Genomic DNA, 25,868 nt, shown 5'->3' on the forward strand with positions numbered 1-25,868 from the left:
TCCGTCACTCCATCCAGACCAGCGACGCGAGCCGGCCCGTGGGCGCCCCGCGGCGGTGGCTGAACAGCGCGCGATCGGCCACCGTGCAGCGCGGGTCGACGTCGATGGCCGTCACCCCGAGCCCGCGCAGCTGCCGCACCAGCCCGGCACGCAGGTCGAGGCCGGCGGTGCCGCGGGCGGTCCTGGTCCGGCTGCCGGGCAGCGCGGCCTCCACCTCGGCGGCCATCGCCTCGGGCACCTCGTAGTTGGCGCCGCTGACCGCGGGGCCCAGGAACGCCGAGACGTGCTCGACGCGGGCGCCCTGGCGTTCCATCTCCGCGACGGTGTTGACCACGACGCCGTGCTGCGCGCCGACCCGGCCGGCGTGCACGGCCCCGACCACGCCGGCGCGTGCATCGGCCAGCAGCACCGGCACGCAGTCGGCGGTCACCACGGCCAGCGCCAGCCGCGGCGTGGTGGTGACCAGCGCGTCGGCCGCGTCGACCGTGGGACCCGGACCGTCGACGGTGACGACGCGGCTGGAGTGCACCTGGTTCATCCAGCGCACGCCGTCGTCGCCGAGACCGGTGGCCGCCGCCAGCCGCGCGCGGTTGGCCGCGACCGCGGCGGCGTCGTCACCGACGTGGTCGCCGAGGTTGAAGGTGTCGAAGGGCGGGGCCGAGACCCCACCCGCCCGGGTCGTGGTGACCCGGCGAATGCGAACGCTCACGGCACGTGCGGGCCTCGCCCGGCTCAGTGCCGCATGAAGGGCGGCACGTCGACGTCGTCGTCATCGTCGCCGCCCCCGCCGATGCTGACGGTCGCGCCGTTGGTGTGCAGCGGCACGTCGGCCGGATCGGCCGTCTCGAACGGCGAGGCCACCTTGCCCGCGCGACCCGGCGCGATCGCCTGGCCGGCGGTCGGCGCGGCCGCCGGCTTCGTGCGCGGACCGGCGGCGTCGAAGCCCGCCGCGATGACCGTGACGCGCACCTCGTCGCCGAGCGAATCGTCGATCACCGTGCCGAAGATGATGTTGGCGTCCTGGTGGGCGGCGTCCTGCACCAGCGACGCGGCCTCGTTGATCTCGAAGAGGCCGAGGTCGCTGCCGCCGGCCACCGACAGCAGCACGCCCTGGGCGCCCTCCATCGAGGCCTCCAGCAGCGGCGAGTTGATCGCGATCTCGGCGGCCTTGAGCGCCCGGCCGTCACCGCGCGCCGAGCCGATGCCCATCAGGGCCGTGCCCGCACCGCTCATCACGCCCTTGACGTCGGCGAAGTCGACGTTGATGAGACCGGGCGTGGTGATCAGGTCGGTGATGCCCTGCACGCCGTTGAGCAGCACCTCGTCGGCGCTGCGGAACGCGTCCATCAGCGAGACGGCGGCGTCGCCCATCTGCAGCAGCCGGTCGTTGGGGATCACGATGAGGGTGTCGCAGCTCTCGCGCAGCGCGGTGATGCCGTTCTCGGCCTGGTTGGACCGGCGCTTGCCCTCGAACGAGAACGGCCGGGTCACGACGCCCACGGTGAGTGCGCCCAGCTTGCGGGCGATGGTCGCCACCACGGGCGCGCCGCCGGTGCCGGTGCCGCCGCCCTCGCCGGCGGTGACGAACACCATGTCGGCGCCGCGCAGCAGCTCCTCGATGTCGTCCTTGGCGTCCTCGGCGGCCTTGCGGCCCACCTCGGGGTCCGCGCCGGCGCCGAGACCGCGGGTGGAGTCGCGGCCCACGTCGAGCTTGACGTCGGCGTCGCTCATCAGCAGTGCCTGCGCGTCGGTGTTGATCGCGATGAACTCGACGCCCTTGAGGCCCTGTTCGATCATCCGGTTGACGGCATTCACGCCGCCGCCACCGATGCCGACGACCTTGATGACGGCGAGATAGTTGTGCGGGGGCGTCATGGTTCGCCTTCCTCCCTGAGTGCCTTCACGGATGTCGGTACCCCTCGAGCGAAACCCTCAACCTCAACCATAGGCTTAGAGTTATGTCAAGTAGTGCCGTACGTCGAAGACGCTAGGGCCAGTCCGGAAGCTAGCCGCGCAGGCGCGCCGTGCGTGTCGCGCGATTTCGCATTCGTCACTTGACGGTGGGCAGATCCGGGCTCGACACGTCATAGGTCCGGCCCGGCTGCGTGAGCAGCGCACCGAGCTTCAGGGCCTTCTCCTCGGTCCGGTCGGTGGTCCCCCAGATCACGTCGCGGCCGTCCCACAGCTTGAGCGTGATCGACGCCACCGACGGCGCCGCGATCCGGCTGACCTGCCCGGCCACCTCGGGTCGCAGCGCCAGCAGCACCTCGAGTGCGGCCCTGGTCGGGGCGTCGTTCGGGCCGGGCGCGTCCGCGTCGAGGTATGGCAGGCCCGGCGGTGGCGCGTCGGTGGCGAAGTCGACGCCGTCGCGGTCGAACAGGTGCGGGCCGTCGGGATAGTCCTTGACCGCCACCGGCACCCGTTCGGTGACGGTGATGCGCAGCGTCGACGGGTACTCGCGCTGCACCCGGGCGCTCGCGACGCGCCGGATCGTCGCGACCCGCTCGGCGACCGCGTCGGTGTCGATCTGCAGCAGCGGCGTGTCGGGGGCCACCGCGGCGGCCTGCTCGACCTCCTCCTGCGTGACGACGACCAGGCCGGTGATGACGATCGACCGCGCGGCCATGATCGGCGTGAAGTACAGCAGGAGCCCGGTGCCCACGGCCAGGACGCTGATCAGCGCCGACCACAACAGGGCCTTGAGGCCGCGAATCAGGCCGCGCGCGGGGCGTTTCGGCTGCTCCGGGGACTTGCCGACCGCGCGGCGCTTCGCCTCGCGCCGCGCGTTCTCGATCGCGACGGCCCGCGCCTGCGCGGCACGGCGCTCCTCGCGCTCCCGCCGCGCGCGCCGCCGGGGTCCCTCGAAGTCGTCGTCCCCATCTGCCGCGCCGTCTCCCGCGTGTGCGTCGTCGCCCTCGTCGCCGGCAGGCGCGGGATCCGGCACCGTGGGCTCGGTGGCCGCGGCGGCGTCGTCCGGTCGATCACCGTCCGGTGAGTCACCGTGTGGTCGGTCGCCGTCCGGTCGGTCGGGGTCCGGGCCGGTCATCCGCCCGGCGCCTGATCGGCCAGCGCCGCCAGGATCTCCTGCCCGAGCAGCGTCACGTCGCCGGCGCCCATCGTCACCACGACGTCGCCCGGCCGGGCGGCCGCCGCCACCCGCGCGGCGACGGCCGAGAAGTCCGGCACGTAGTGGCAGCGCACGGACACGTGCTCGGCCACCGAGGCGCCGCTGACCCCGGCCAGCGGCTGCTCCCGCGCGGCGTACACGTCCAGGACGAAGGCCTCGTCGGCCAGATCGAGCGCCTGCCCGAACTCGCGGGCGAAGGCCTGGGTCCGGGAGTACAGGTGCGGCTGGAACACCACGAGGGCGCGCCCGTCCCCCGCGACCGCGCGGACCGCCTGAAGCGTCGCGCGCACCTCGGTCGGGTGGTGGGCGTAGTCGTCGAACACGCGGACCCCAGCCATGGTGCCCACGGCCTCGAAACGGCGCCGCACGCCCTCGAAGGCGGCCAGCCCGTCGAGGACGCCGCCGGCCTCGGCGCCCGCCTCCCGCGCGGCGAGCACCGCGGCCAGCGCGTTGAGGGCCATGTGCCGCCCCGGCACCGCCAGGCGCATGCCGCGCGGATGCGGCTCGCCGGCCAGCGCGATGGTCGCCACGCCACCGGTCCCCTGCTGCGTCCAATCCAGCAGCGTCCCCGCCAGATTCGCGTCGGTGGCCGCGCTGCCCCCCACGGCGCTGCCGTAGCCGAGCACGCGCACGCCCGCGTCGCGGGAGCGCTGCGCCAGCGCCGCCGAGCCCGGGTCGTCGAGGCACACCACCAGCGCGCCGCCCGGCCGCAGCCGCGCGACGAAGTCGTCGAACACCTGGCCGTAGGCCGCCTCGGTGCCGAAGAAGTCGAGGTGATCGGCCTCGACGTTGGTCACGACCGCGACGTCCGGGGTGTACTCCAGCAGCGAGCCGTCGCTCTCGTCGGCCTCGGCGACGAACACGTCGCCGCTGCCGTGGTGGGCGTTGGTGCCGGCTTCGCCGAGATCGCCGCCGACGGCGAAGGACGGATCGAAACCGTTGTGCTGCAACGCCACGATGATCATCGACGTGGTGGTGGTCTTGCCGTGCGTCCCGGTCACCAGCACGGTGCGGTAACCGGCCATCAGCTTGGCCAGGACCGCGGGCCGCATGATGACGGGCAGGCCGCGGCGCCGCGCCTCCACCAGCTCGGGATTGTCCTTCGGGATCGCGGCGTGCGTGCTCACCACCGCGGTCGGGCCGCCGTCGAGCACGTCGAGCGCCGACGCGTCGTGGCCCACCCGCACCAGTGCGCCGCGCGCCTCGAGGGCCGCCAGCCCGCGCGAGGCCTTGGCGTCCGAGCCCGACACCTGGCCGCCGCGGTCGAGCAGGATGCGGGCGATGCCGGACATGCCCGCGCCACCGATGCCCACCATGTGGACGCGGCGCAGTTCGGGGGGCAGCTCGTGCGGCGTCACCGGCGCGCCCGCCCGTGCTCCGCGGCGACGGCAAGCGCCACCTCGGCCACCCGCCGGGCCGCGTCGGGGTGGCCCGCCAGCACGGCGGCCGACGTCATGGCGGCCAGGCGCGGCGCATCGGACATCAGGCCCGCGACGGTGGTGGCGACGTAGTCCGGCAGCAGATCCGCGTCGTCGATCAGCATGCCGCCGCCCGCCTGCACCACCGGCAGGGCGTTGAGGCGCTGCTCGCCGTTGCCGATCGGCAGCGGCACGTAGATCGCCGGCAGCCCCACCGCGCTAACCTCGGCGACCGTCATGGCCCCGGACCGGCAGATGGCCAGGTCGGCGGCGGCGTAGGCGAGATCCATCCGGTTGACGTAGGGCAGCGCGACGTACGGCGGCTCACCGGGAGCGCTCTCCCGCAGGTCGAGGACGTTCTTGGCGCCGTAGGCGTGCAGCACCGAGATGCCCGCGGCGGCCAGCGCGTCGGCCGCCCCCGAGACCGCCCGGTTGATCGACTGGGCCCCCTGCGAACCGCCGAAGGCCAGCAGCACCTTGGCGTCCTGGGGCAGGCCGAAGTGCGCGCGGGCCTCGGCGCGCAGCGCCGCGCGGTCCAGTGCGGTGATGGTCTCGCGCACCGGCACGCCGACCACCTCGACGTGCCGCAGCCCCGGGTCGGGGACCGCCGCCAGCACCCGGGTCGCGGTGCGCGCACCCACCTTGTTGGCCCACCCGGCGCTGGCGTTCGCCTCGTGCACGACCACGGGGACGGCGTGACGCCGCAGGGCGCCGCCGCGCGCGGCCAGGTAGGCGGGCAGCGCCACGTAGCCGCCGAAGCCGATGACGACGTCGGCGTGCACGCCGTCGAGGACGGCCCGGGTCTGCCGCACCGCCTCGCGCACGCGGAACGGCAGGCGCGCCAGGTCAGCGGTGGGTTTGCGCGGCAGCGGAACCGGGGTGATCAGCTCGAGGTCGTAGCCGCGTTCGGGCACCAGCCGGGTCTCCAGCCCGCGCTGGGTGCCCAGTGCGGTGATCCGGGTGCCCGGCCGCAGCGCGGTCAACGCGTCGGCGACGGCCATGGCGGGCTCCACGTGTCCCGCGGTGCCGCCGCCGGCGAGAACCACGGACAAGACGCGGTCGTTCACCCGTGACGTTGGCCTTCCAGTGCGCGGGCGCGGCGGCCCGATTGGCGTTGACGGCCTCCATGATGCACTGCGTCGGCGGCGCGCCGGCGATCGGCCGCCTCGTCGGGGCGTGGGCGTTCGCCGCGGCCCGGGGTGGGCTGCCGGGTCCGACCGCGGGGTTCGCCCGTCGGCACGCTCCTGACGGCCCGTCCCTTCGGCGGTGCGGCCCGCGTGGACACACCCTTCGCCCCGGCCTTCGCGGACCCGGCCTTCGCCGGCAGCGCCGTACGCGCCGGAGGCTTGCCCTTCAGGGCCTTGGCCGGGGGCTTGGTCGGGGACTTGGCCGGAAGCTTGGTCGGCGGCTTGGTCTTGGTGCGGAGCCGGTCCTTGGCGGCCTCCAGCCGGCTCGGCACGTACGGTTCGGGCAGCGGCAGGCGCAGCAGGCGGTTCATCCGGTCGTCGCGGCCGGCCCGCAGCGTGGCCACCGCCTCCGGTTCGTGGCGCGCCGCGTTCGCGATGATGCCCATCATGAACAACGTCGTCGCCGTCGACGTGCCGCCCGCCGATATCAGTGGCAGCTGCAGGCCGGTGACGGGCAGCAGGCCCACGACGTAGCCGACGTTGATGAAGGCCTGTCCCAGCACCCATAGCGTGGTGGTGGCGGTGAGCAGCCGCAGGAACGGGTCGGCCGACCGGCGGGCGATGCGCATGCCGGCGTAGGCGAACAGGCCGAAGAGCAGCAGCAGCCCGCCCGCGCCGATGAACCCGAGTTCCTCGCCGATGATCGCGAAGATGAAGTCGTTGTGGGCGTTGGGCAAGTAGTTCCACTTGGCCGTGCCCTGCCCCAGCCCGTCACCGAAGATGCCGCCGTTGGCCAGCGCGAAGCGCGCCTGCCGGGACTGGTAGCCCGAGCCCTGCGCGTCGGCGCTGGGGTTGAGCCAGGACTGCACGCGCGCCGATCGGTAACCGGCCGACACCGCCAGTACGGCGCCGGCTGCGACGACCGCGCCGAGCGAGGTGAGGAACACCCGCAGCGGCAGGCCGGCGTACCAGAGCAGGCCCAGCAGGATGATGCCCATCGAGACCGTCTGCCCGAGGTCGGGCTGGATGACGATCAGCGTCAGGGCCACGAAGGCGCCTGGGATCAGCGGGAACAGCATCTCCTTGAGCGAGGCCCGCTCCATGCGCCGCGACGCGAGCAGGTGGGCGCCCCAGATCGCGAACGCGATCTTCGCCAGCTCGGACGGCTGCATGGAGAAACCGGCGACGACGAACCAGCCGCGCGAGCCGTTGGACAGCGTGCCGATGCCGGGGATGAGGACCAGGACCAGCAGGACGATGGTGAAGGCGAAGGCGGGGAAGGCCATGCGCCGCATGACGCTGATCCGGATGCGGATCGCGATCCAGAAGGCGACGAGGCCGACGCAGGTCCACAGCACCTGCTTGCCGAAGATGGCCCACGGGGTGCCGTCCTCGTCGTAGGAGTGCACGCCCGACGCCGAGAGCACCATGATCAGACCGAGCGTGGTGAGCAGCGCGGCGACGGCGATGATGAGGTGGAACGACGTCATGGGCCGTCCGAGCCAGGCGCCGAACTTGGTGCGCGGGCCGCCCGGCGACACGGCCGCCGGGGCGCTCGCCGTCACGCGCCCGCCGTTGGCGGCCTCTGAGGCACCCTCGGGTGCCCGACGGCGCCACGGGAGGCGGATCGCGGGCGCCCTCACGGGCGCCGTCCGGCGGCCGTCGACCGACGAGTCACATCTGTCTCATCAACCTCAGGCGTCCCAAGCACCCCAGAATCCTCCCCCGCCGCGCACCGGATGCGCCGGACATCGGGCGCGTGTCGCGAATCCGTCAGCGCCGCCCGAGGAAGCCACCCCAGGAGCCGCCCGAGGAGCCGCCGAGGGTCGTGTGCGGGTCAGCCGCCGACGGCGGTGAGCCATTCGCTGTAGAACAGCGCGACGCCCAACCCGCACGCGATGGCGGTCAGCAGCCAGAACCGGATGATCACGGTGGTCTCGGCCCAGCCGACCAGCTCGAAGTGGTGATGGAACGGCGCCATCCGGAACACCCGGCGGCCCGTGGTGCGGAAGGCCATGATCTGCACGACCACCGAGGTGACCTCGGCGACGAACAGCGCACCGAGCACGATCGCCAGCGTCTCGGTGCGGCTGGTCACCGACAGGCCGGCGATGATGCCGCCCAGTGCCAGCGAACCCGTGTCGCCCATGAAGATCTTCGCGGGTGCGGCGTTCCACCACAGGAAACCGATGCACGCGCCGGCGGTCGCTGCGGCGACGAGCGCCAGGTCCAGCGGGTCGCGCACGTTGTAGCAGCCGAGTCCCGGGCTGGTGGCGCACGCGTTGCGGAACTGCCAGAACGTGATGATCACGTAGGCCGCGGTGACCATCGCCATCGCACCGGCCGCCAGCCCGTCGAGGCCGTCGGTGAGGTTCACCGCGTTGGACCAGGCGCTCACCAGGACGACGACGAACAGCACGAACAGCGCGGGGGCGAACGTCACCGTCGCGATCTCGCGGACGTAGGACAGTTCCGGGCTGCCGGGCGTCAGGCCGTCGGCGTTGCGGAATTGCAGCGCCAGCACGCCGAACAGCACCGCGGCGACCAGCTGGCCGACGGTCTTCGCCGTCTTGTTCAGCCCGAGGTTGCGCGACCGGCGGATCTTGATCAGGTCGTCGATGAATCCCACGGCCCCGAGCGCGGTGGCCAGCCCCAGCACCAGCAGACCCGACGCCGAGGGGCCGCGGCCGTCGAGCGCCAGCCCGACCAGGTGCGTGCCCAGGTAGCCGGCCCACATGCCGGCGAGGATCGCGACGCCACCCATCGACGGGGTGCCGCGCTTCTTGTGGTGGCTGGGTGGGCCGTCCTCGCGGATCTCGTGGCCGAAGCCCTGCCGGGTGAACAACCGGATCAGTGCCGGCGTCAGCAGGATGGAGACCGCCAGCGCGATGCCGACGGCGATGAGGATCTGTCTCACGCCGGCTCGGTCCCGCCGATATCGATCCCCGAGTCGCTGCGCTCCTGCCCGCCGGTATCGATCCCCGAGTCGCTGCGCTCCTGCCCGCCGGTATCAGCCGCCAGCGCGTCGGCGAGCGGGCCCAGCCCCGCCGAGTTCGACGCCTTCACCAGCACCACGTCGCCCGGCGCCAGTTCCGCCCGGAGCAGCTCCAGCGCGGCGTCCGCGTCGGCGACCATCGTGGACTCACTGCCCCACGATCCCTCCATGACGGCCCCGTGATGCATGGCGCTCATCGACCTCCCGGTTCCCACGACGACGAGTCGAGACACATCTAAGCGCACCGCCAGTCGACCGATGCTGTCATGCTCACCGATCGCGTCGTCACCGAGTTCGGCCATCTCGCCCAGCACGGCCCAGCTACGGCGACGTTCCGCGTCGCCCGCACCGCGGCCCGCCATCCACGCCAGGGCCTTGAGCCCGGCACGCATCGAGTCGGGGTTGGCGTTGTAGGCGTCGTTGACGACGGTGACGCCGTCGGACCGGGTGCTCACCTGCATGCGGCGCTGCGACACCGGGCCCGCGGTGGCCAGCGCCGTCGCGACTATCTCGGGGCTGGCGCCGCACTCGAGCGCCACGGCGGCCGCGCACAGCGCGTTGGACACCTGGTGGTCGCCGTGCACGGCGAGCCGCACCGGCACCTCGGCGGTCCGGGTGTGCAGCGTGAACCGCGGTCGCGCGAGGTCGTCGAGGGTGACGTCGTCGGCCCACGCGTCGGCCCAGTCGGCGCCCGGGGTGCGCGACACCCGCACCACCCGCGCGGCCGTGACGTCGGCCATGGCGGCCACCGCGGCGTCGTCGCCGTTGAGCACGACCACGCCCGAGGACGGAACCGCTTGCGGCAGTTCGGATTTCGTGGCGGCGATGGCTTCACGCGAACCGAACTCGCCGAGGTGGGCGGTGCCGACGTTGAGCACCACGCCGATCGAGGGCGGCGCGATCGCAGCCAGCGCGGCGATGTTGCCCGGGTGCCGCGCCGACATCTCGAGAATGAGGTAGTCGGTGTCGACGGTCGCCCGCAACACCGTCCACGGGTGGCCGAGTTCGTTGTTGAACGAGCCGGGCGGCGCGACCACCTCGCCGAGCGGTTCGAGGACCGCGGCGAGCAGGTCCTTGGTCGAGGTCTTGCCCGACGATCCGGTGACCCCGACGATCACCAGGCCGCCCGCGACGAGTTCGGCGGCGACGGCGGCGGCGAGTGCGGCCAGTGCCGCCAGGACGGCCGCCCCGGATCCGTCGCCGTCGTGCTCGAGCACGCCCGCTCCGGGGTCGGCCACCGTAGCGACCGGCGGCACCACGACGGCCGGGACGCCGACGGGGCGGGCGGCCAGCACCGCCACCGCGCCGGCCTCCACGGCGGCCGCCGCGAAGTCGTGCCCGTCGGACCGGGCTCCGGGCAGCGCCAGGAACAGGCCACCGGGGCCGACGGCGCGCGAGTCGAACTCCACGGTGCCGGTGACGTGGAGGCGTTCGGCGTCCTCGCGCGAGACGTCGGAGAGCCGGCCGCCGACGATGTCGGCGATCCGGGCGAGACTGAGGTCGATCACTTGGCGGCTCCCAGCGCGTCGAGGGCTCGGGCGAGTTCGTCGCGGTCGTCGAACGGACGGGTGTGGCCGCGGGCGGTCTGGCCGGACTCGTGGCCCTTGCCGGCCACCAGGACGACGTCGCCGGTACGTGCCCACGTCACGGCGTGCGCGATCGCCGCGGCGCGGTCGCCGATCTCGGTGACCTCGGTGTCCGCCGAGGCCGTCGCCCGCGCGGCGTCGGTGATCGCGGCACGGATCAGCGCCGGGTCCTCGTCGCGCGGATTGTCGTCGGTGACCACCACCAGGTCGGCCAGCTCGGCGGCGACGCGACCCATCGGTTCCCGCTTGCCGGCGTCGCGGTTTCCGCCGGCGCCGAAGACGACCGCGATGCGACCGCGCGCCTGTGCCCGCAGGGTCTCCAGCACGGCGGCCAGCGCGCCCGGCTTGTGCGCGTAGTCGACGACGGCGAGGAAGTCCTGTCCCCGGTCGACCGGCTCCAACCGGCCCGGAACGGTGGCGGTGCGCAGACCGGGTGCGGCCTCGTCCGGCGTGACGCCGACCTGGGCCAGCAGCGCCGCGGCGAGCAGCGCGTTGGTGACGTTGAACCTGCCGGGCAACGCCACGGCCAGCTCGTAGCGCCCGCCGGTCGGGTCGATGGCGACGAACCGCTGGCCGCCGCTGGCGGTGGACGTCACGTCGACGGCGCGCCAGTCACCGGCCCCGTCGACGGCGACGGTCACCGGGGCGTGCGCGCGCCCGGCGATGGTGCGGCCGGCCTCGTCGTCGACGCACACCACCGAGACGTCGGCGTGCGTGGCGAAGGCCGGGTCGAACAGCCGGGCCTTGGCGTTCAGGTAGTCGGCCATGGTCGGGTGGAAGTCGAGGTGGTCGCGGGAGAGGTTGGTGAAGCCGCCGACGGCGAAGTGGACCGCGTCGACCCGGCCGAGCGTCAGTGCGTGGCTGGACACCTCCATGACCACGGTGTCGACGCCGCGTTCGGCCATGGCGGCGAGCAGCGCCTGCAGGTCGGGCGCCTCGGGCGTGGTGAGCGCGCTGGGCTCGGGCCGGCCGTCGATGCGGACGCCGACCGTGCCCACCAGGCCGGCGACCCGTCCGGCGGCGCGCAGGCCGGCCTCCACCAGATACGTCGTGGTGGTCTTGCCGGAGGTCCCGGTGACGCCGATGACGCGCAGCCGGTCCGACGGCCGGCCGTACACCGTCGCGGACACGTCACCGAGCACCGACCGCGGGTCCGGATGCACCAGCAGCGGCACGGCGGGATCGACGAGCTGAGCCGCCCCGTCCGGGTCGGTGAGGATGGACACCGCGCCGCGGTCGACGGCCTCGGCGGCGTAGCGGGCGCCGTGCGACGTCGCCCCGGGCAGCGCGGCGAAGAGATCGCCGGGCTGGGCGTCCTGGCCGCGCAGCGTGACGCCGGTGACGCGGAGCCCACCGTGCGTGGGATCGGCGTCGGCACCGGAGAGTGCTGCCAGGTGCGCGAGGTCGGCACCCGCCGGGTGCGAGGGACGCAACTTCATGGCCCTGACACAGTACCGGGGTCAACCGGCGACCCCGACGGCCGCGCTCGGCTCAACTGCGCAGCACCAGCGGCGGTCCGGGGTCCGGGGACAGCGGCACGTTCTCCCGCTGCAGCAGCCAGGACGCGATGTTGTGGAACAGCGGCGCCGACGTGGTGCCGGGCTGGCCGTCGGCCGTCCGCTGCGGGTTGTCCATCATCACGCCGACGACGTAGCGGGGATCGTTCGACGGCACCATGCCGGCGAAGGTGATCCAGTAGACGTTGTCGTAGTAGCACCCGCACGCCGGGTTGATCTGCTGCGCCGTACCGGTCTTGCCGGCGATCTGGTAGCCCTCGACCCCGGCCTGCCAGCCGGTGCCCTGCTGGACGCCCATCGGGTCGCGTTGAATGGTGGCGCGCAGCATGTTCCGCACCGTCCGGGCGGTATCGGCGGAGACGACGCGCACGCCCTCGGGCCGCGGCTGGTCCTCGCGGGTGCCGTCGTCGGCGATCACCGAGCGGATGATGCGCGGCGGCACCCGCACGCCGTCGTTGGCGATGGCCTGGTACATGCCGGTCATCTGCAGCAGCGTCATCGACAGGCCCTGCCCGATCGGCAGGTTCGCGAACGAGCTGCCCGACCACTGATCGATCGGCGGCACCAGGCCGGAACTCTCGCCCGGCAGGCCGACGCCGGTCCGCTGCCCGAGGCCGAACTTCGTCGCCATGTCGTTCCAGCGTTCCGGTCCGATGCGCTGCGCCAGCATCAGCGTGCCGACGTTGGACGACTTCCCGAAGACGCCGGTGGTGGTGTACGGCTCCACGCCGTGGCTCCACGCGTCGCGGACGGTGACGCCGCCCATGTCGATCGACCCCGGCACCTGCAGCGTCTCGTCGGGGTTGGTCAGCCCGAACTCGATCGCAGACGCCGCGGTGATGATCTTGTTCACCGAGCCCGGCTCGAACGGCGAGGTGACCGACAGGTTCCCCAGCTCGCGATCCTCCTGGCGGCCGATGTCCTGGCTGGGATCGAAGGTGTTGTCGTTGCTCATGGCGAGCACCTCGCCGGTCTTCGCGTCGAGCACGACGGCCGAGACGTTCTTGGCGCCCGACAGGTTCTTCGCCTGCTGCACCTGCTGCTGCACGTAGAACTGGATGTCGTCGTCGATGGTGAGCTGCACGGTGGCGCCGTCGACCGCGTCGTGGCGGTTGCGGTAGCTCCCCGGGATCACCACCCCGTCGGAGCCGCGGTCGTAGGTGACCGACCCGTCGCTGCCGGAGAGCTTGGCGTCCAGCGCGTCTTCTAGGCCGAGCAGTCCGTGACCGTCCCAGTCGATGCCGCCGACGATGTTGGCGGCCAGCGCGCCACCCGGGTACTGGCGGATGTCTTGGCGCTCGGCACCCACCTCGGGGTACTTCGTGATGATCGCGTCGGCGATCGTCGGGTCGACCGCGCGGGCCAGGTAGGTGAAGGAGTCCTTGCCCGAGAGCTTCTTGAGCAGCGTCGGCGCGTCCGGCTTGTTGTTCAGCAGCCCGGAGACGCCCTTGGCGATCTCGGCGAGACGCTTCGCGGGCTCCGGGGCGGACGGCTTGGCGGCCTTGGCGTCGGCCAACTGCTTTTGAATCTTGACGGGCTGGAACGTCAGCGCCCGCGCCTCGATGGTGAAGGCGAGCTTGTCGTCGTTGCGGTCGACGATGCTGCCGCGCACGGCCTTGTCGACGTCGGTCACCTTGAGCTGACCGGCCGCCTCGGCGCGCAGCCCTTCGGCGCGCGGGCCCTGCAGGGTGAACAGCTGCGCGGCGGCCACCACCAGCAGCAGGGCGATGACGGCGTTGCCGGCGCGGTGCCGGAAGGCGAACGACGATCCGCGGCTCACGCCGTCCGGCGCGGCCTTGCGGACGCGGCGCGCCCGCGCCGAGTGCGGCTGGTCGGCACGCTTGCGGGTGGTCGGCTGCGCGGCGCGGCCCCCCTGCCACCTCATGCCGGCGCCCCGGGTGCGACCGGCGCGACGGCGGGCTCGGCGGCCACCGGCGGGCCGGGCAGCGCCGGCACCTCGGGGGTCGGCAGGTGCTGGGCGTCCGCGCCGAGCGGCGCCGCGGGCATCGCCGCATCCGGGACGCCGGCGGGGGCGGGGGTCTCGGCGAGCGGCGCACCGGGCGGCACCGCAGCCGGGGCGGCGGGTACCTGTGCGCCGGGCAGCGGCGCGACGGGCGCGGCGAGCACGGCGCCGGGCACCGGAACCTCGGGGTTGCGCTGCGGCGCGACCCGAGCGGGCACACGGACGACCTGTTCACGCGGGTCGGTCACCTGGGGCGCCGGGCGGGCCGGCGGCGCGGGCGGTGCGGGATCGGGCAGCGGCGCGTTGAGCGGCGGGGGTGGCACGCCCTCGGCGGGCTTGGGCGTGCCGACGACCGTCCAGACGCCGTTGGGGTCCTGCACCAGGTGCGCGGTGTCGCGCGACGGGATCATGCCGAGCTGGCGGGCCGATTCGGCCAGGGCCGGTGCGGCCTGGGCCTCGAGGACGTCGCGCTCCAGCGCCTCCTTCTGCTGCAGCAGGGCCTGGTTCGTCTCGCGGGCGTGGCCCAGCTGGTAGGACCGCTGCGCGGCGTCGGTGGACAGCCACAGCGTGACGCCGAGGCCGATGCCGAGCGCGCCGATCACCAGCACCACGAAGGGGACGCGGGTGACGAGCTGGCGGGGGTTGAGTTCGATGGCGGCGAGCCGGACGAGGATCCGTTCCCGCAGTGGCGGACGGACGACCTTCGGCGCCTTGGCCTTGCGGGCCTTCGCCCGCGCCTTGGCCTGCGCCGCGTTCTTCGGCCGGCTGGGGCCCTCGGTCGGCCGCGGGATCGGGCTGGTCTGCGGCCCGGACGAGGTCGGACGCTGCGGCCGCTCGCGGACCGGCCGGCGTCCCCGGATGGGCGCCTCTGCGGCGCGCCGCGCCGCGGCCGAGTCGCGTCCGCTGGACCTGCGCCGTGCCGCGTCGCGACGCTGGCCCGGCCCGGCCGGTTCGGCGGACTTGCGGGTGCGCACCGGTTCTCTCCGCTTGGCCACTAGGACACTTCCCTTCCGTCGACCTTCTCCAGGGCGCGCAGCCGAACCGATGCGCTGCGGGGATTGACGTCGATCTCGGCGTCGGAGGCCTTCTCGGCACCACGCACCAGCGCGACGAACGGGGCCTCGTGGCCGGGCAGTTCCACGGGCAGGCCCGCGGGGGTGCGCGACGCGGTGGCGTCCGCGAACACCGACTTGACGATCTTGTCCTCGAGGGACTGGTAGGCCAGGACGACGATCCGGCCGCCCGGGGCGAGCGCGTCGAGCGCCGCGGGCAGTGCAGCGCGCAGCGAGTCCAGCTCGGCGTTGACGACGGTGCGCAGGGCCTGGAAGGTCCGCTTCGCCGGGTGGCCGCCGGTGCGACGGGTGGCCGCCGGGATCGCGGCGTAGAGCACGTCGACGAGTTCACCGGTGGTGCGCAACGGGTTTCGCGCACGGCGCCGGCCGATCTCGGCGGCGATGCGCGAGGCGAAGCGCTCGTCGCCGAACTCGCGCAGCGCCCGGGCGATGTCCTTCTCGGACCAGGTGTTCACCACCTCGGCGGCGGTGAGCGGCGCATCGGGGTCCATCCGCATGTCCAGCGGCGCGTCCTGGGCGTAGGAGAACCCGCGCTCGGCCCGGTCCAGCTGCATCGACGACACGCCGAGGTCGAACAGGACGCCGTCGACGGTCGGCTCGGGGCGGTCGGACCAGTAGCCGTCGTAGGTGGTGCGGACGAAGCGGACCCGGTCACCGAATCCGGCGAGCCGCGCACCGGCGAGGTCCAGCGCGGTGGGGTCGCGGTCGAGGGCGACGACCCGCAGAGCGGGCAGGTCGGTGAGGAAGCGCTCGGTGTGTCCGCCCGCTCCGAGCGTGGCGTCGACGAGCACGGCGCCTGCTCCGTCGGCGCCGTGGCGGGTGAGTGCCGGGGTGAGCAGCTCGACGCAGCGGTCGAGCAGGACCGGGACGTGCGGCGCGGCGGGTGCGTCGTGGCTGGCGTCGGGATCCGACATCGTCGCCCTCCGCTCGATCCGTGTCGTCTGCGTCCGTGTCGTGAGGGTGCGGGCCCTCCGGACCATCCCCGTCCCGTGGTCTCTGTCCGAGACGGCGAACCTGGCGTCGGGGAAGTACGTCAGGGTCGGTTCGGACAGAGGCCACGGGACGGCGATGTTCTTCGGTGCGACCTCCCGGTCAGATGAAGTCGCGCAGAGTTTCATCGTTGGCCGCGGAGAAGTTCTCTTCGTGGGCGGCCTGGTACTCCTGCCAGGCCTGTGCGTCCCAGATCTCCAGGTACGTGATCGAGCCGGTGACCACGCACTCCTTCGTCAGGTTGGCGTACCGCCGGTGGTCGGCCGTGAGCGTGATCCGGCCCTGGGCATCCGGATGCTGCTCGTCGGTCGCGGCGGCGAGATTGCGGAGGTAGGCGCGGGCCTCGGGGTTGCTGCGCGAGGCCTGCGTCAGCCGTGCGGCCAGCGCCTCGAACTCCGCACGCGGGTAGACGGCGAGGCTGTGGTCCTGACTCTTGGTGACCATCAACCCCCCTGCCAGTGCGTCGCGGAACTTGGCGGGCAGCGTGAGCCGCCCCTTGTCGTCGAGCTTTGGCGTGTAGGTGCCGAGAAACATCCCGCCACCTCCCACCACCCGGAGCCCCGGTCGCTCCGATGTCCGCCACTTTACCCCACAATCCCCCACTCCGGACCACAAACAGGGTCCGCAGCCCCTCGACGCCCCACCACGACCCCCGTAACGCCGATCGGCGGCGCGCAGGGGTCATCGAAGATGCCGCAACCGCGGCCGAACGCGCAGGTCAGCGGTGCGAAGCGGCGTGGTGGGGCGCCGTGGGGCACGCGGGGGGACGAGACGGCCCGGCAACCACACCCACCGTGCTATCGGCGTGTCGCACCGGCGCGTCAGCGGGTGCGCACACGACGAAGGGGTAGCTCCGGTGCGGAGCTACCCCTTCGGTCGAGTGTTCAGGTGCCGGAGATCGGCAGGGTGTGGAGCCGCTATTCGTCGAAGCGACGACGGAAGCGGTCCTCCATGCGGCTGGTGAACGAGCCGCCGCCAGAACCCTTCGCCTTGCGGGAGCGAGCCGGACCGGTCTCCGGTGCGGACTTGTCCCGACCGCCGGCGACCCGCGGGCCGGTGATGGCGAACACCACGCCACCGAACATCACGATGAAGCCGACCACCGAGAGGATGGGCAGGCTCCCGATCCACGTGGCCTTCAGTGCGATGCCGGCGACGAGCAACGCCAGCCCGACGAGGAATAGCACACCGCCCTGCAACCGGCGCCGCGCCGAGGGGGCCCGAAGAGTTCCGCCTCGCACACTCGAGGCGAACTTGGGATCCTCGGCGTAGAGAGCGCTCTCGATCTGGTCGAGCATGCGCTGCTCATGATCGGAGAGTGGCATCCGTGCCTCCCAGCTTGCCGCGGCCGCGTCGATCGTCCGCCAGTTCGTCAACATCGGGTATGCCCGCGGTGACGGGCATCCAACACAGATGATACGAGGTCGATCTGACCCTTACCACCTTGTTCGTCCTCGATTGTACGGCTCGTCGGCGACGCGCCGAGGCGCCACGTCGCCCGGCGACGGTGCACCGGATCGCCGACCCGATAATGGAGTCGATTTCCTCGGACCGCGCGAAGGGCATGCGACGTTGGCGACGTTTCTGATCGACCTCTCACCGGTCGACATGCAGCGGCGCCTCGGCGATGCGCTCACCGTCTACGTCGCGGCCATGCGCTACCCCAAGGGCACCGAGGAGCAGCGCGCGTCGATGTGGCTCGAGCACACCCGCAGGCACGGATGGAAGGCCGTCGCGGCGGTCGCCGCGGAGTCGGCGACGCCCACCACGGACGACCTCGCGTCGGCGCCCATCCTCGGCGTCGCGTACGGCTACTGCGGCGCCCCCGACCAGTGGTGGCAGCAGCAGGTGGTCGCCGGGTTGCAGCGCGGCGGTACCGACGCCGAGCGCATCGCCGAGCTGATGGGCAGCTACTTCGAACTCACCGAACTGCACATCCACCCCGACGCGCAGGGACACGGGCTCGGCGAGGCCCTGGCCCGCCGGCTGCTGGCCGGGCGGCCCGAGAGCCACGTCCTGCTGTCCACGCCGGAGATCAACGGCGAGGACAACCGCGCCTGGCGGCTCTACCGCCGGCTCGGCTTCGGCGACGTCATCCGGGGTTACCACTTCGCCGGCGACCCCCGTCCCTTCGCGATCCTCGGCCGTCCGCTGCCGCTGTGAGAGCCCCACATCGACCGTCGGAGCCCGTGCCGGTCTGGCACGATGACCGGGTGCTCGTGCGTTCCGGCCCCGCGCCACGCCTCTCCCACCGGTCACCGCACCGCCGCAGCCGACGACTGGTCGCGTTGCTGCTACTGCTGGTGATCGTCCCGGCGGCCGCGGGCTGCGTGCGGGTGCGCGCGTCGATCACCGTCTCCCCCGACGACCGCGTGTCCGGTCAGATCATCGCCGCCGCCAAGCCGCGTGACGCGGACGACAAGGGCCCTCAGCTGCTCAATACACTGCCGTTCAGCAACAAGGTGTCGGTGTCGTCCTACGAGCGCGACGACTACGTGGGCTCCCAGGCGGTGTTCTCCGACCTGACGTTCGCCGAGCTGCCTCAGCTCGCCGGGATGAACCGCGACGCCGCCGGCGTCGACGTGAACCTCCGCCGCGCGGGCGACCTGGTGATCCTCGAGGGACGCGCGGACCTGACGTCGCTGAGCGATCCGGACGCCGACGTCTCGCTGTCGGTCTCGTTCCCCGGCGAGGTCACGTCCACCAACGGCGACCAGGTGTCGTCCGACATCGTCGAATGGAAACTGCGGCCCGGGGTGGTGAGCACGATGAACGCCCAGGCCCGCTACACCGATCCGAGCGCACGGTCCTTCACCGGCGCGGCGATCTGGCTGTCGCTGGGCTCCTTCGTCGTCGCCGGCATCATCGGCACGCTCGCCTGGCTGAGCCGCGACCGCAGCCCCGTGCCGGGCGATCCGTACGAACCGGGAGAAAGGGGCGTCCGCTGAGCGTGGATGCGACCGCGGCACCGTCGCCCGTCGAACTGGTGGCGGCCGTCACCGAGGAATTGCGCGCCTACCTGCGCGAACGGCGCACGGCGGCAAGCTACATCGGCGACCACTACGCCGAGCTGACCGCGAGCCTCGAGGAATTCGTCCTGCGCGGCGGCAAGCGGCTGCGGCCCGCCTTCGCGTACTGGGGCTGGCGCGCCGTCGCCGACGTCGGCGATGGCACGGCGGCCGATGTCCTGCCCGCGGACGTGCTGCGGCTGGTCTCGGCGCTCGAGTTGCTGCACGCGTGCGCGCTGGTGCACGACGACGTCATCGACGCCTCGGCCACCCGCCGCGGGCTGCCCACCGTGCACCGCCACTTCGCCGACGTGCACCGCACCCGCGACTGGCACGGCTCGTCCGATCAGTACGGCATCTCCGCGGCCATCCTCCTCGGCGACCTGTCCCTGGTGTGGGCCGACGACGTCGTCGCCACCGCCGGGCTGTCCGACGCCGCCTACCGCCGCGTGCAGCGGGTCTGGTCGGACATCCGCACCGAGGTGCTCGGCGGGCAGTACCTCGACATCGCGGCCGAGGCGAGCCGCGCCGAGACCGTCGCGTCCGCCCTCAACGTCAACACGTTCAAGACCGCGTCCTACACCGTGTCGCGTCCGTTGCAGTTCGGCGCGGCGGCCGCCGCCGACCGGCCGGACGTGCAGGCGGTGTTCCACGAGCTGGGCACCGATCTCGGCGTCGCGTTCCAGTTGCGCGACGACGTGCTCGGCGTGTTCGGCGACCCCGTGGTCACCGGCAAGCCCGCCGGCGACGACCTGCGCTCGGGCAAGCGGACGGTACTGCTGGCCGAGACCCTCGAGCGTGCCGACGAGACCGACGCCGCCGCGGCGAAGCTGATCCGCACGTCGATCGGCACCGACCTCACCGACGAGCGGGTCGCCGAACTGTGCGCCGCCATCGAGTCGGTCGGTGCGCTCGCCGCGGTCGAGACCCGCATCGCCGAACTCACCGACCGCGGTCTCGAGGTGCTCGAGGCGGCCCCGATCGACGGGCACGCCAAGGTCGGTCTGGCCGAACTCGCCAGATTGGCCTCGAACCGGTCCGCCTGACGCGGTCCGCCTGACGATCATGACGACCCCGGCCACCGCACACCACCCCGAACCCGGTCGCACCGCCGGCCTGTCACGGCTGACGGCGTTCGCCCGCTCCCCCGAGGCCCGCCCGGCGTTGCTCGGCTTCCTCGGCGCCTGCCTGATAAGCCTCGGCGGACTGGGCGCCGGCAGCACGCGACTGCACGACCCGCTGCTGGAGTCGCTGCACCTGTCCTGGCTGCGCTTCGGCCACGGGCTGGTGGTGTCGTCGATCCTGCTCTGGGGCGGCGTCGCGCTGATGCTGTTCGCCTGGCTGTTCCTCGGCCGGCGCGTGATCGACCGCAGCGCAACCGAATACACGATGGTCGCGACCACCGGATTCTGGCTGGCGCCGCTGCTGCTCAGCGCGCCCGTGTTCAGCAGGGACACGTACTCCTACCTGGCGCAGGGCGCGCTGCTGCGCGACGGGTTCGACCCCTACGTGGTCGGGCCGGTCGAGAACGTGAATTCGCTGCTGGACAACGTCAGTCCGATCTGGACGACGACCACGGCGCCCTACGGTCCGGCGTTCATCCTGATCGCCAAGTTCGTCACGCTGATCGTCGGCGAGGACGTCGTCGCCGGCACGATGCTGCTGCGGTTGTGCATGCTGCCCGGCCTGATCCTGTTGATCTGGGCCGCCCCCCGCGTGGCGCGCACGCTGGGCGCGAACGGCGCGGTGGCGCTGTGGATCTGCGTGCTCAACCCGCTGGTGATCATCCATCTCATGGGCGGCGTGCACAACGAGATGCTCATGGTCGGGCTGATGATGGCCGCGATCGCGCTGACACTCGGCGACCGCCCGGCCTGGGGTGTCTCGCTGATCGCGCTGGCCGTGGCCGTCAAGGCGACCGCGGGCATCGCCCTGCCGTTCATGGTGTGGATGTGGATGCACCGCATGCGCGCCCGGCGGCCGATGGGTCACGTGCGGGCGTTCGCGCTCGCGACGGCCGCCTCCGCCGCGATCTTCGTCGCGGTGTTCGCCGTCGTGTCACTGCTCGCGGGCGTCGGCCTGGGCTGGCTCACCGCGCTGGCGGGGTCGGTGAAGATCATCAACTGGCTGACCGTGCCGACGGCGGTGGCGAACCTGGTCAATGCCGTGGGCGGCCTGTTGCTGCCGGTGAACTTCTACGCGGTGCTGGAGGTGACGCGGATCGTCGGCATCGGCATCATCGCCGTGGCGCTTCCGCTGCTGTGGTGGCGGTTCCGGCACGACGACCGCGAGGCGATGACCGGCATCGCGCTCGCCATGCTGGTGGTCGTGCTGTTCGTGCCCGCCGCACTGCCGTGGTACTACACCTGGCCGCTGGCCATCCTGTCGGCGCTCGCGCAGAGCCGCCCGGCGATCGCCGTGATCGCCGGGTTCTCGACGTGGATCATGGTGATCTTCAAACCCGATGGCAGCCACGGGATGTACTCCTGGATCCACGTGCTGCTGGCCACCGCGTGCGCGGTGGGCGCCTGGTGGTGGTTGGCCCGGGGGCGTGCGACCGAGCCCGCCGGGTCCGCGACGCCGGTCTAGTACGCCATCGCCTGCGCGCGCCGCAGCACCTCGCGCGCCTGGTGGCTGTGCAGGGCGTCGATGGGCCGGGCGTTGCGCTGCGGTTCGGCGCCACCGTCGCGCGTGATCGACAGCGACTCGTCGGGCGTGAACAGCCACCGCACGATCTCGGTCTCGCGGTACCCGCCGTCGTGCAGCACGACCAGCAACCCGGGCAGCGGCTTGATGACGTGGCCGTCGTCGTCGAAGAAGATCTGGGGCACCACGATGTCACCGCGGCGCCGGACGGCGACGAGATGCTTCTCCTTGAGGTGCTGCAGCACCTTCGACACCGGGATGCGTAGCAGCTTCGCCACGTCGGACAGCTGGTACACGGCCTCGTCGGGGTCCAGGACGTCGTCTGCGGCCGGAATGGAACTCACGACTGCGAGTCTAAGATGCGTGCGTGGAGACCAGCCAGCGATCGGACCCGCTCGTCGGCGCCGTTCTGGACGGGCGCTACCGCGTCGACGTGCCGATCGCGACCGGCGGCATGTCCACGGTGTACCGCGGTCTCGACGTCCGTCTCGACCGCCCGGTGGCGCTGAAGGTGATGGACTCCCGCTACTCCGGGGATCAGCAGTTCCTGACCCGGTTCCAGCGCGAGGCGCGCGCGGTGGCGCGGCTGAAGGACCCTGGCCTGGTGGCGGTCTACGACCAGGGCGTCGACGGACCGCACCCCTTCCTGGTGATGGAGCTCATCGAGGGCGGGACGCTGCGCGAGCTGCTGCGCGAACGCGGCCCGATGCCGCCGCACGCCGCCGCGGCCGTGCTGGCACCGGTACTGGGTGGCCTGGCGGCCGCGCACCGGGCGGGGCTGGTGCACCGCGACGTCAAGCCCGAGAACGTGCTGATCTCCGACGACGGGGAGGTGAAGCTCGCCGACTTCGGGTTGGTGCGGGCCGTCGCCGAGGCGAAGATCACCTCCACCAGCGTCATCCTGGGCACGGCCGCCTACCTGTCACCGGAGCAGGTGGGCACCGGTGACGCGGGCCCGCGCAGCGACGTCTACGCCGCGGGGATCCTGACCTACGAGCTGCTGACCGGTGACACGCCCTTCACTGGGGACAACCCGCTGTCGGTGGCGTATCAGCGGATGGACGCCGACGTGCCACCGCCGAGCGCCGCGATCGCCGGTGTCCCACGGCGTTTCGACGACCTGGTGGCCTGGGCGACGGCCCGCGACCCTGCCGGCCGGTTCGCCGATGCTCAGGAGATGGGCGACGAATTGGCCGACGCCGTCGCCGAACTCGGCCTGCCGCCCTTCCGGGTGCCCGCGCCGCGGCACTCCGCGCAGCACGCCGCCGCGACGGTGCAGCACCACGTGCGCCCGCCCGACGTGCACCCGGCCGACGTGCACCCGGTCCAGCACACCGAACCGCCGCCGCTGCGGCACACCCGCGCACTGGGCCGCCCACCCGAGACCAGCAATCGCTCAACGCGATTCGCCGGCATCGAGATCGACGAGTTCGAGTGGGCACGGCAGCGCAGCCGGCGCACGGTGCTGTTCTGGGTGATCGCAATCCTCACCCTGACCGCGGCCGTGGCCGCCGGGGCATGGACGCTGGGCAGCAACCTGTCCGGACTGCTCTAGCCGCACGGTCTACCCGCGCATCCTCAACCGCGCAGCATCTCCGCGACGAGGAAGGCCAACTCGAGCGACTGCTGGGTGTTGAGCCGCGGATCGCAGGCCGTCTCGTACCGGCCGGCCAGGTCGGTGTCCGAGATGTCCTGTGCGCCACCGAGACACTCGGTGACGTTCTCCCCGGTGATCTCGACGTGGATGCCGCCGGGGTGCGTGCCGAGCCCGTGGTGCACCTCGAAGAAGCCCTGCACCTCGTCGACGATGCGGTCGAAGTGGCGCGTCTTGTACCCGGTCGAGGACTCGTGGGTGTTGCCGTGCATGGGGTCGCACTGCCAGATCACCTGGTGGCCGGAGGCCTGCACCTTCTCGATGATCGGCGGCAGCACGTCGCGCACCTTGTGGTTGCCCATCCGGCTGACCAGGGTGAGGCGGCCGGGCTCGTTGTTCGGGTCCAGCCGCTCGACGTACTCGACGGCCAGTTCGGGCGACGTCGTCGGCCCGATCTTGACGCCGATGGGGTTGCTGATCACCTCCGCGAACGCGACGTGCGCGCCGTCGAGCTGACGGGTGCGCTCCCCGATCCAGAGGTAGTGCGCGGAGAGGTCGTAGAGCTTCGGGCCGCCCACGGCCTCGGCATCCATCCGCAGCATCGCCCGCTCGTAATCCATCACCAGCGCCTCGTGGCTGGCGAAGATCTCGGCGGTCTGCAGGTTGCGGTCGTCGACGCCGCAGGCGCTCATGAAGCGCAACCCGCGGTCGATCTCCCCCGCCAGCGCCTCGTAGCGCGCCCCGGCGGGCGAGGTGCGGACGAATTCGCGGTTCCAGTCGTGCACCTTCTGCAGCGACGCCATGCCCGACGACGTCAACGCCCGCACCAGGTTCATGGCCGCACTGGCGTTGGCGTAGGCACGCACCAGGCGCGACGCATCGTGCTGGCGGACCGACGCGTCGGGAGCGAACCCGTTGACCATGTCGCCGCGGTAGGACGTCAGGCCCAGCGCGTCGACGTCGCTCGAGCGCGGCTTGGCGTACTGGCCGGCGATGCGGGCCACCTTCACCACCGGCGTGCTGGCGCCGTAGGTGAGGACGACGGCCATCTGCAGCAGCGTGCGGATGTTGGCCCGGATGTGCGGTTCGGTGTTGTCGACGAACGTCTCGGCACAGTCCCCGCCCTGCAGCAGGAACGCCTCGCCGCGTGCGACGGCGGCGAGCTGGGTCTTCAGCTTCTCGACCTCCGACGGCACCGTGACCGGCGGCACGCTCTCGAGCACCGTCCGCATGGCCTTCGCCTGGCCGGCGTCCCAGCTGGGCTGCTGCAGCGCGGGTCGGGCGAGCGCAGCGTCGAGCCGCTGCCGCAGGTCACCGGGCAGCGGCGGCAGATCCGGCAGCTGATCGATGGGTACGTCGACGGTCCAGTTCACCCATCCATGGTAACGGTCGTCGCAGGCCGATCCGACCAGCCATCACCGCAGCTCAGGAGCGTGCGGCCCACGCGCCGTCGTCGTCGTGCGCCGTCATGAGGCGGTAGCGCCGCAGGTTGTGCTTGGCGTCGACCAGCGCGTCGTGGGCGTCGCGCGGGCGCGGGGGCATGCGCGGCGATCCGCGGTCCTCCCAGAACTGGCGCAGCTCCCGGGTGAACCGCGGGATCGCCGGCGGCAGGTCGGTCATCGGACCCCACAGCTGGCACAGCACCACGTGGTCGTAGGCGCCCACCCACGCCCACAGCTCGATCGGCTCGTCACCGTCGACGTCGAAGAAGTCCTCGAGGTCGGTGCGGATCTGGCGGCGCGACCGCCACAGCTTCGACGACGGCGACGGCAGCTTCGGCAGCACGTTCTTGCGCACCCAGGCGCCGGCCCGGTCCGGGTCGAACTCGGTGGAGATGGCGTAGTACTCGCGGCCGTCCTCGGCGGCCACCCCGATGGAGATCAACTCGATGGTGCGGCCGTTGTCGATGAACTCCGTGTCGTAGAAGAACCGCACTCAGGCCGCTCCCTGGCTCGCGCTCGGGGCGGGCGCGGCGTGGATCTCGCGGTCCAATTCCTGGTCCACCTTCGCGTCGTCGGGAAACTGCGGCTCGCCGGCGACGACGTGCTGCAGCCACAGCTTGGCCTGCACGACGGGCCGGCGTAACCGGCGTTCCCGCTCGAGCGCCGTGTGCATCTTGCGCGGCCGCGACGTGTAGCGCCACCGCGCCCACGGCGCGTGCGGCCGGGACAGGCGCAGCGCCCCGACGAACAGCAGCGGCGTGATGAACATGCCGATCAGGCCCGTCCACACCTTGCCCTTCAGCAGCACGATCACCGCCAGGCCGAGCGTCAGCACGGCGATCACCACGACGCTGACCCGCGCCTCGACCGAGTGATCGTCGCGCCAGATGCCGACGTCGAAGAACGACAGCGGGTTGAAGCCGAGGACTAGCAGCCCCGCCACCGCGACCGCGGCGAACACCGCGTCCACCGACGTGCGGCCGTCCTCGGCCCAGTAGACGTCCTGCAGGTGCAGGATCAGCGCGAACTCGTCGAGGACCAGCGCCGCCCCGATGCCGAACAGGATGGCCGCGGCGGTGAACTCGGCGACGCCGCCGTTCACCGCCAAGGTCACCATGGTGACTCCGGAGACCATCACCAGCACGATGCCGATGACGACGTGGTGCAGGTGAAGTCCGCCGCCGCCGACGGAGATGTTGCGGGGCTGCCACCACTTGCGCGGGGCGTCGCTGCCGGCGTGGCTGCGGATGTAGCGCACGATGGTGCGCGTCACGAAGAACGTCAGGATGAAGGCCACCAGACAGCAGAGCAGCGGCAGACGATCGCGCGACACGAAATCCCACTGGATCGAGACGTGCACGGTCGAGAACTTACGCGCACCG

Annotated in this window: 23 protein-coding genes; 5 read left to right on the forward strand and 18 right to left on the reverse strand. The window is 72.4% G+C overall.

Translation table 11 applies throughout. The features are described from left to right. Nucleotides 1–4: 4 nt before the first annotated feature. The 14 genes from pgeF to FZ046_RS22125 form a co-directional block, all read right to left on the reverse strand. Entirely contained in the window at nucleotides 5–709 is a 705-nt protein-coding gene (pgeF, locus tag FZ046_RS22060) for a peptidoglycan editing factor PgeF (protein ID WP_070355523.1), read from the reverse strand. A gap of 23 nt (nucleotides 710–732) precedes the next feature. Further along, nucleotides 733–1,875: a cell division protein FtsZ gene (gene ftsZ / locus FZ046_RS22065; RefSeq protein WP_070355522.1), complete on the reverse strand. Its 1,143-nt coding sequence runs from the start codon at nucleotides 1,873–1,875 to the stop codon at nucleotides 733–735. Between the two features lie 175 nt (nucleotides 1,876–2,050). Continuing rightward, nucleotides 2,051–3,046, reverse strand: coding sequence for a cell division protein FtsQ/DivIB (locus FZ046_RS22070; RefSeq protein WP_099046057.1), 996 nt, complete (start codon nucleotides 3,044–3,046; stop codon nucleotides 2,051–2,053). Continuing rightward, nucleotides 3,043–4,443 (reverse strand): UDP-N-acetylmuramate--L-alanine ligase, encoded by a 1,401-nt coding sequence (gene murC, locus FZ046_RS22075; RefSeq protein WP_407664486.1) that lies wholly within the window; start codon nucleotides 4,441–4,443, stop codon nucleotides 3,043–3,045. Before murC ends, FZ046_RS22070 begins: the two co-directional genes overlap by 4 nt. A 38-nt stretch (nucleotides 4,444–4,481) precedes the next feature. Beyond that, nucleotides 4,482–5,546: an undecaprenyldiphospho-muramoylpentapeptide beta-N-acetylglucosaminyltransferase gene (gene murG / locus FZ046_RS22080; protein WP_246183084.1), complete on the reverse strand. Its 1,065-nt coding sequence runs from the start codon at nucleotides 5,544–5,546 to the stop codon at nucleotides 4,482–4,484. A gap of 62 nt (nucleotides 5,547–5,608) precedes the next feature. Beyond that, the gene (ftsW, locus tag FZ046_RS22085) at nucleotides 5,609–7,237 is read right to left on the reverse strand and encodes a putative lipid II flippase FtsW (protein WP_070356301.1); all 1,629 of its coding nucleotides are present in this window, start codon (nucleotides 7,235–7,237) and stop codon (nucleotides 5,609–5,611) included. Between the two features lie 272 nt (nucleotides 7,238–7,509). After that, on the reverse strand, nucleotides 7,510–8,589 hold the full coding sequence (mraY, locus tag FZ046_RS22090; protein ID WP_070356302.1) for a phospho-N-acetylmuramoyl-pentapeptide-transferase: 1,080 nt from the start codon (nucleotides 8,587–8,589) through the stop codon (nucleotides 7,510–7,512). Further along, nucleotides 8,586–10,175: a UDP-N-acetylmuramoyl-tripeptide--D-alanyl-D-alanine ligase gene (locus FZ046_RS22095; protein ID WP_070356303.1), complete on the reverse strand. Its 1,590-nt coding sequence runs from the start codon at nucleotides 10,173–10,175 to the stop codon at nucleotides 8,586–8,588. Before FZ046_RS22095 ends, mraY begins: the two co-directional genes overlap by 4 nt. After that, nucleotides 10,172–11,692, reverse strand: a complete 1,521-nt coding sequence (locus FZ046_RS22100; RefSeq protein WP_070356304.1) for a UDP-N-acetylmuramoyl-L-alanyl-D-glutamate--2,6-diaminopimelate ligase — start codon at nucleotides 11,690–11,692, stop codon at nucleotides 10,172–10,174. The genes FZ046_RS22095 and FZ046_RS22100 overlap by 4 nt, the downstream gene beginning before the upstream one ends. Before the next feature lie 52 nt (nucleotides 11,693–11,744). Then, on the reverse strand, nucleotides 11,745–13,655 hold the full coding sequence (locus FZ046_RS22105; protein WP_149484316.1) for a peptidoglycan D,D-transpeptidase FtsI family protein: 1,911 nt from the start codon (nucleotides 13,653–13,655) through the stop codon (nucleotides 11,745–11,747). Continuing rightward, entirely contained in the window at nucleotides 13,652–14,707 is a 1,056-nt protein-coding gene (locus tag FZ046_RS22110) for a cell division protein FtsL (RefSeq protein ID WP_149484317.1), read from the reverse strand. The genes FZ046_RS22105 and FZ046_RS22110 overlap by 4 nt, the downstream gene beginning before the upstream one ends. Nucleotides 14,708–14,727: 20 nt before the next feature. Then, entirely contained in the window at nucleotides 14,728–15,924 is a 1,197-nt protein-coding gene (gene rsmH / locus FZ046_RS22115; protein WP_099046070.1) for a 16S rRNA (cytosine(1402)-N(4))-methyltransferase RsmH, read from the reverse strand. Beyond that, nucleotides 15,899–16,330, reverse strand: coding sequence for a division/cell wall cluster transcriptional repressor MraZ (mraZ, locus tag FZ046_RS22120; RefSeq protein ID WP_070355715.1), 432 nt, complete (start codon nucleotides 16,328–16,330; stop codon nucleotides 15,899–15,901). The genes rsmH and mraZ overlap by 26 nt, the downstream gene beginning before the upstream one ends. A 383-nt stretch (nucleotides 16,331–16,713) precedes the next feature. Then, nucleotides 16,714–17,121 carry an SCO2097 family morphological protein gene (locus tag FZ046_RS22125; RefSeq protein ID WP_070355716.1) on the reverse strand — a complete coding sequence of 136 codons (408 nt, stop codon included), beginning with the start codon at nucleotides 17,119–17,121 and terminating at the stop codon, nucleotides 16,714–16,716. A gap of 247 nt (nucleotides 17,122–17,368) precedes the next feature. Between FZ046_RS22125 and FZ046_RS22130 the strand changes: the two genes are divergently transcribed. Genes FZ046_RS22130 through FZ046_RS22145 form a run of 4 tightly spaced genes read left to right on the forward strand, consistent with a single transcriptional unit; the run spans nucleotide 17,369 to nucleotide 21,393 of the window. Continuing rightward, on the forward strand, nucleotides 17,369–17,959 hold the full coding sequence (locus tag FZ046_RS22130) for a GNAT family N-acetyltransferase (RefSeq protein WP_070355717.1): 591 nt from the start codon (nucleotides 17,369–17,371) through the stop codon (nucleotides 17,957–17,959). A gap of 50 nt (nucleotides 17,960–18,009) precedes the next feature. Next, complete coding sequence (locus tag FZ046_RS22135; RefSeq protein WP_407664427.1) at nucleotides 18,010–18,744, forward strand: LppM family (lipo)protein; 735 nt, start codon at nucleotides 18,010–18,012, stop codon at nucleotides 18,742–18,744. Between the two features lie 2 nt (nucleotides 18,745–18,746). Next, the gene (gene idsA2, locus FZ046_RS22140; RefSeq protein WP_070355718.1) at nucleotides 18,747–19,850 is read left to right on the forward strand and encodes a bifunctional (2E,6E)-farnesyl/geranyl diphosphate synthase; all 1,104 of its coding nucleotides are present in this window, start codon (nucleotides 18,747–18,749) and stop codon (nucleotides 19,848–19,850) included. A gap of 19 nt (nucleotides 19,851–19,869) precedes the next feature. Beyond that, nucleotides 19,870–21,393 carry an alpha-(1->6)-mannopyranosyltransferase A gene (locus FZ046_RS22145; RefSeq protein ID WP_070355719.1) on the forward strand — a complete coding sequence of 508 codons (1,524 nt, stop codon included), beginning with the start codon at nucleotides 19,870–19,872 and terminating at the stop codon, nucleotides 21,391–21,393. On the opposite strand, the gene FZ046_RS22150 is transcribed toward FZ046_RS22145, so the two are convergent. After that, complete coding sequence (locus tag FZ046_RS22150) at nucleotides 21,390–21,794, reverse strand: Rv2175c family DNA-binding protein (RefSeq protein ID WP_070355720.1); 405 nt, start codon at nucleotides 21,792–21,794, stop codon at nucleotides 21,390–21,392. The genes FZ046_RS22145 and FZ046_RS22150 overlap by 4 nt on opposite strands. A gap of 23 nt (nucleotides 21,795–21,817) precedes the next feature. Between FZ046_RS22150 and FZ046_RS22155 the strand changes: the two genes are divergently transcribed. Next, entirely contained in the window at nucleotides 21,818–23,005 is a 1,188-nt protein-coding gene (locus tag FZ046_RS22155) for a protein kinase domain-containing protein (protein WP_070355721.1), read from the forward strand. Between the two features lie 23 nt (nucleotides 23,006–23,028). On the opposite strand, the gene FZ046_RS22160 is transcribed toward FZ046_RS22155, so the two are convergent. The 3 genes from FZ046_RS22160 to FZ046_RS22170 are packed head-to-tail and all read right to left on the reverse strand — an operon-like array spanning nucleotide 23,029 to nucleotide 25,846. Then, nucleotides 23,029–24,417 carry a class II 3-deoxy-7-phosphoheptulonate synthase gene (locus tag FZ046_RS22160; RefSeq protein ID WP_070355722.1) on the reverse strand — a complete coding sequence of 463 codons (1,389 nt, stop codon included), beginning with the start codon at nucleotides 24,415–24,417 and terminating at the stop codon, nucleotides 23,029–23,031. 52 nt (nucleotides 24,418–24,469) lie between these two features. Beyond that, a complete protein-coding gene (locus FZ046_RS22165) occupies nucleotides 24,470–24,979 on the reverse strand; it encodes a polyadenylate-specific 3'-exoribonuclease AS (protein ID WP_070355723.1) in 510 nt (169 codons plus the stop codon). Continuing rightward, nucleotides 24,980–25,846, reverse strand: coding sequence for a hypothetical protein (locus FZ046_RS22170; RefSeq protein WP_149484318.1), 867 nt, complete (start codon nucleotides 25,844–25,846; stop codon nucleotides 24,980–24,982). It abuts the gene before it with no gap. Nucleotides 25,847–25,868 lie beyond the last annotated feature (22 nt).

Origin of the sequence: Mycolicibacterium grossiae, assembly GCF_008329645.1 — a bacterium.
In the GTDB taxonomy this organism is placed as follows: Bacteria; Actinomycetota; Actinomycetes; order Mycobacteriales; family Mycobacteriaceae; genus Mycobacterium; species Mycobacterium grossiae.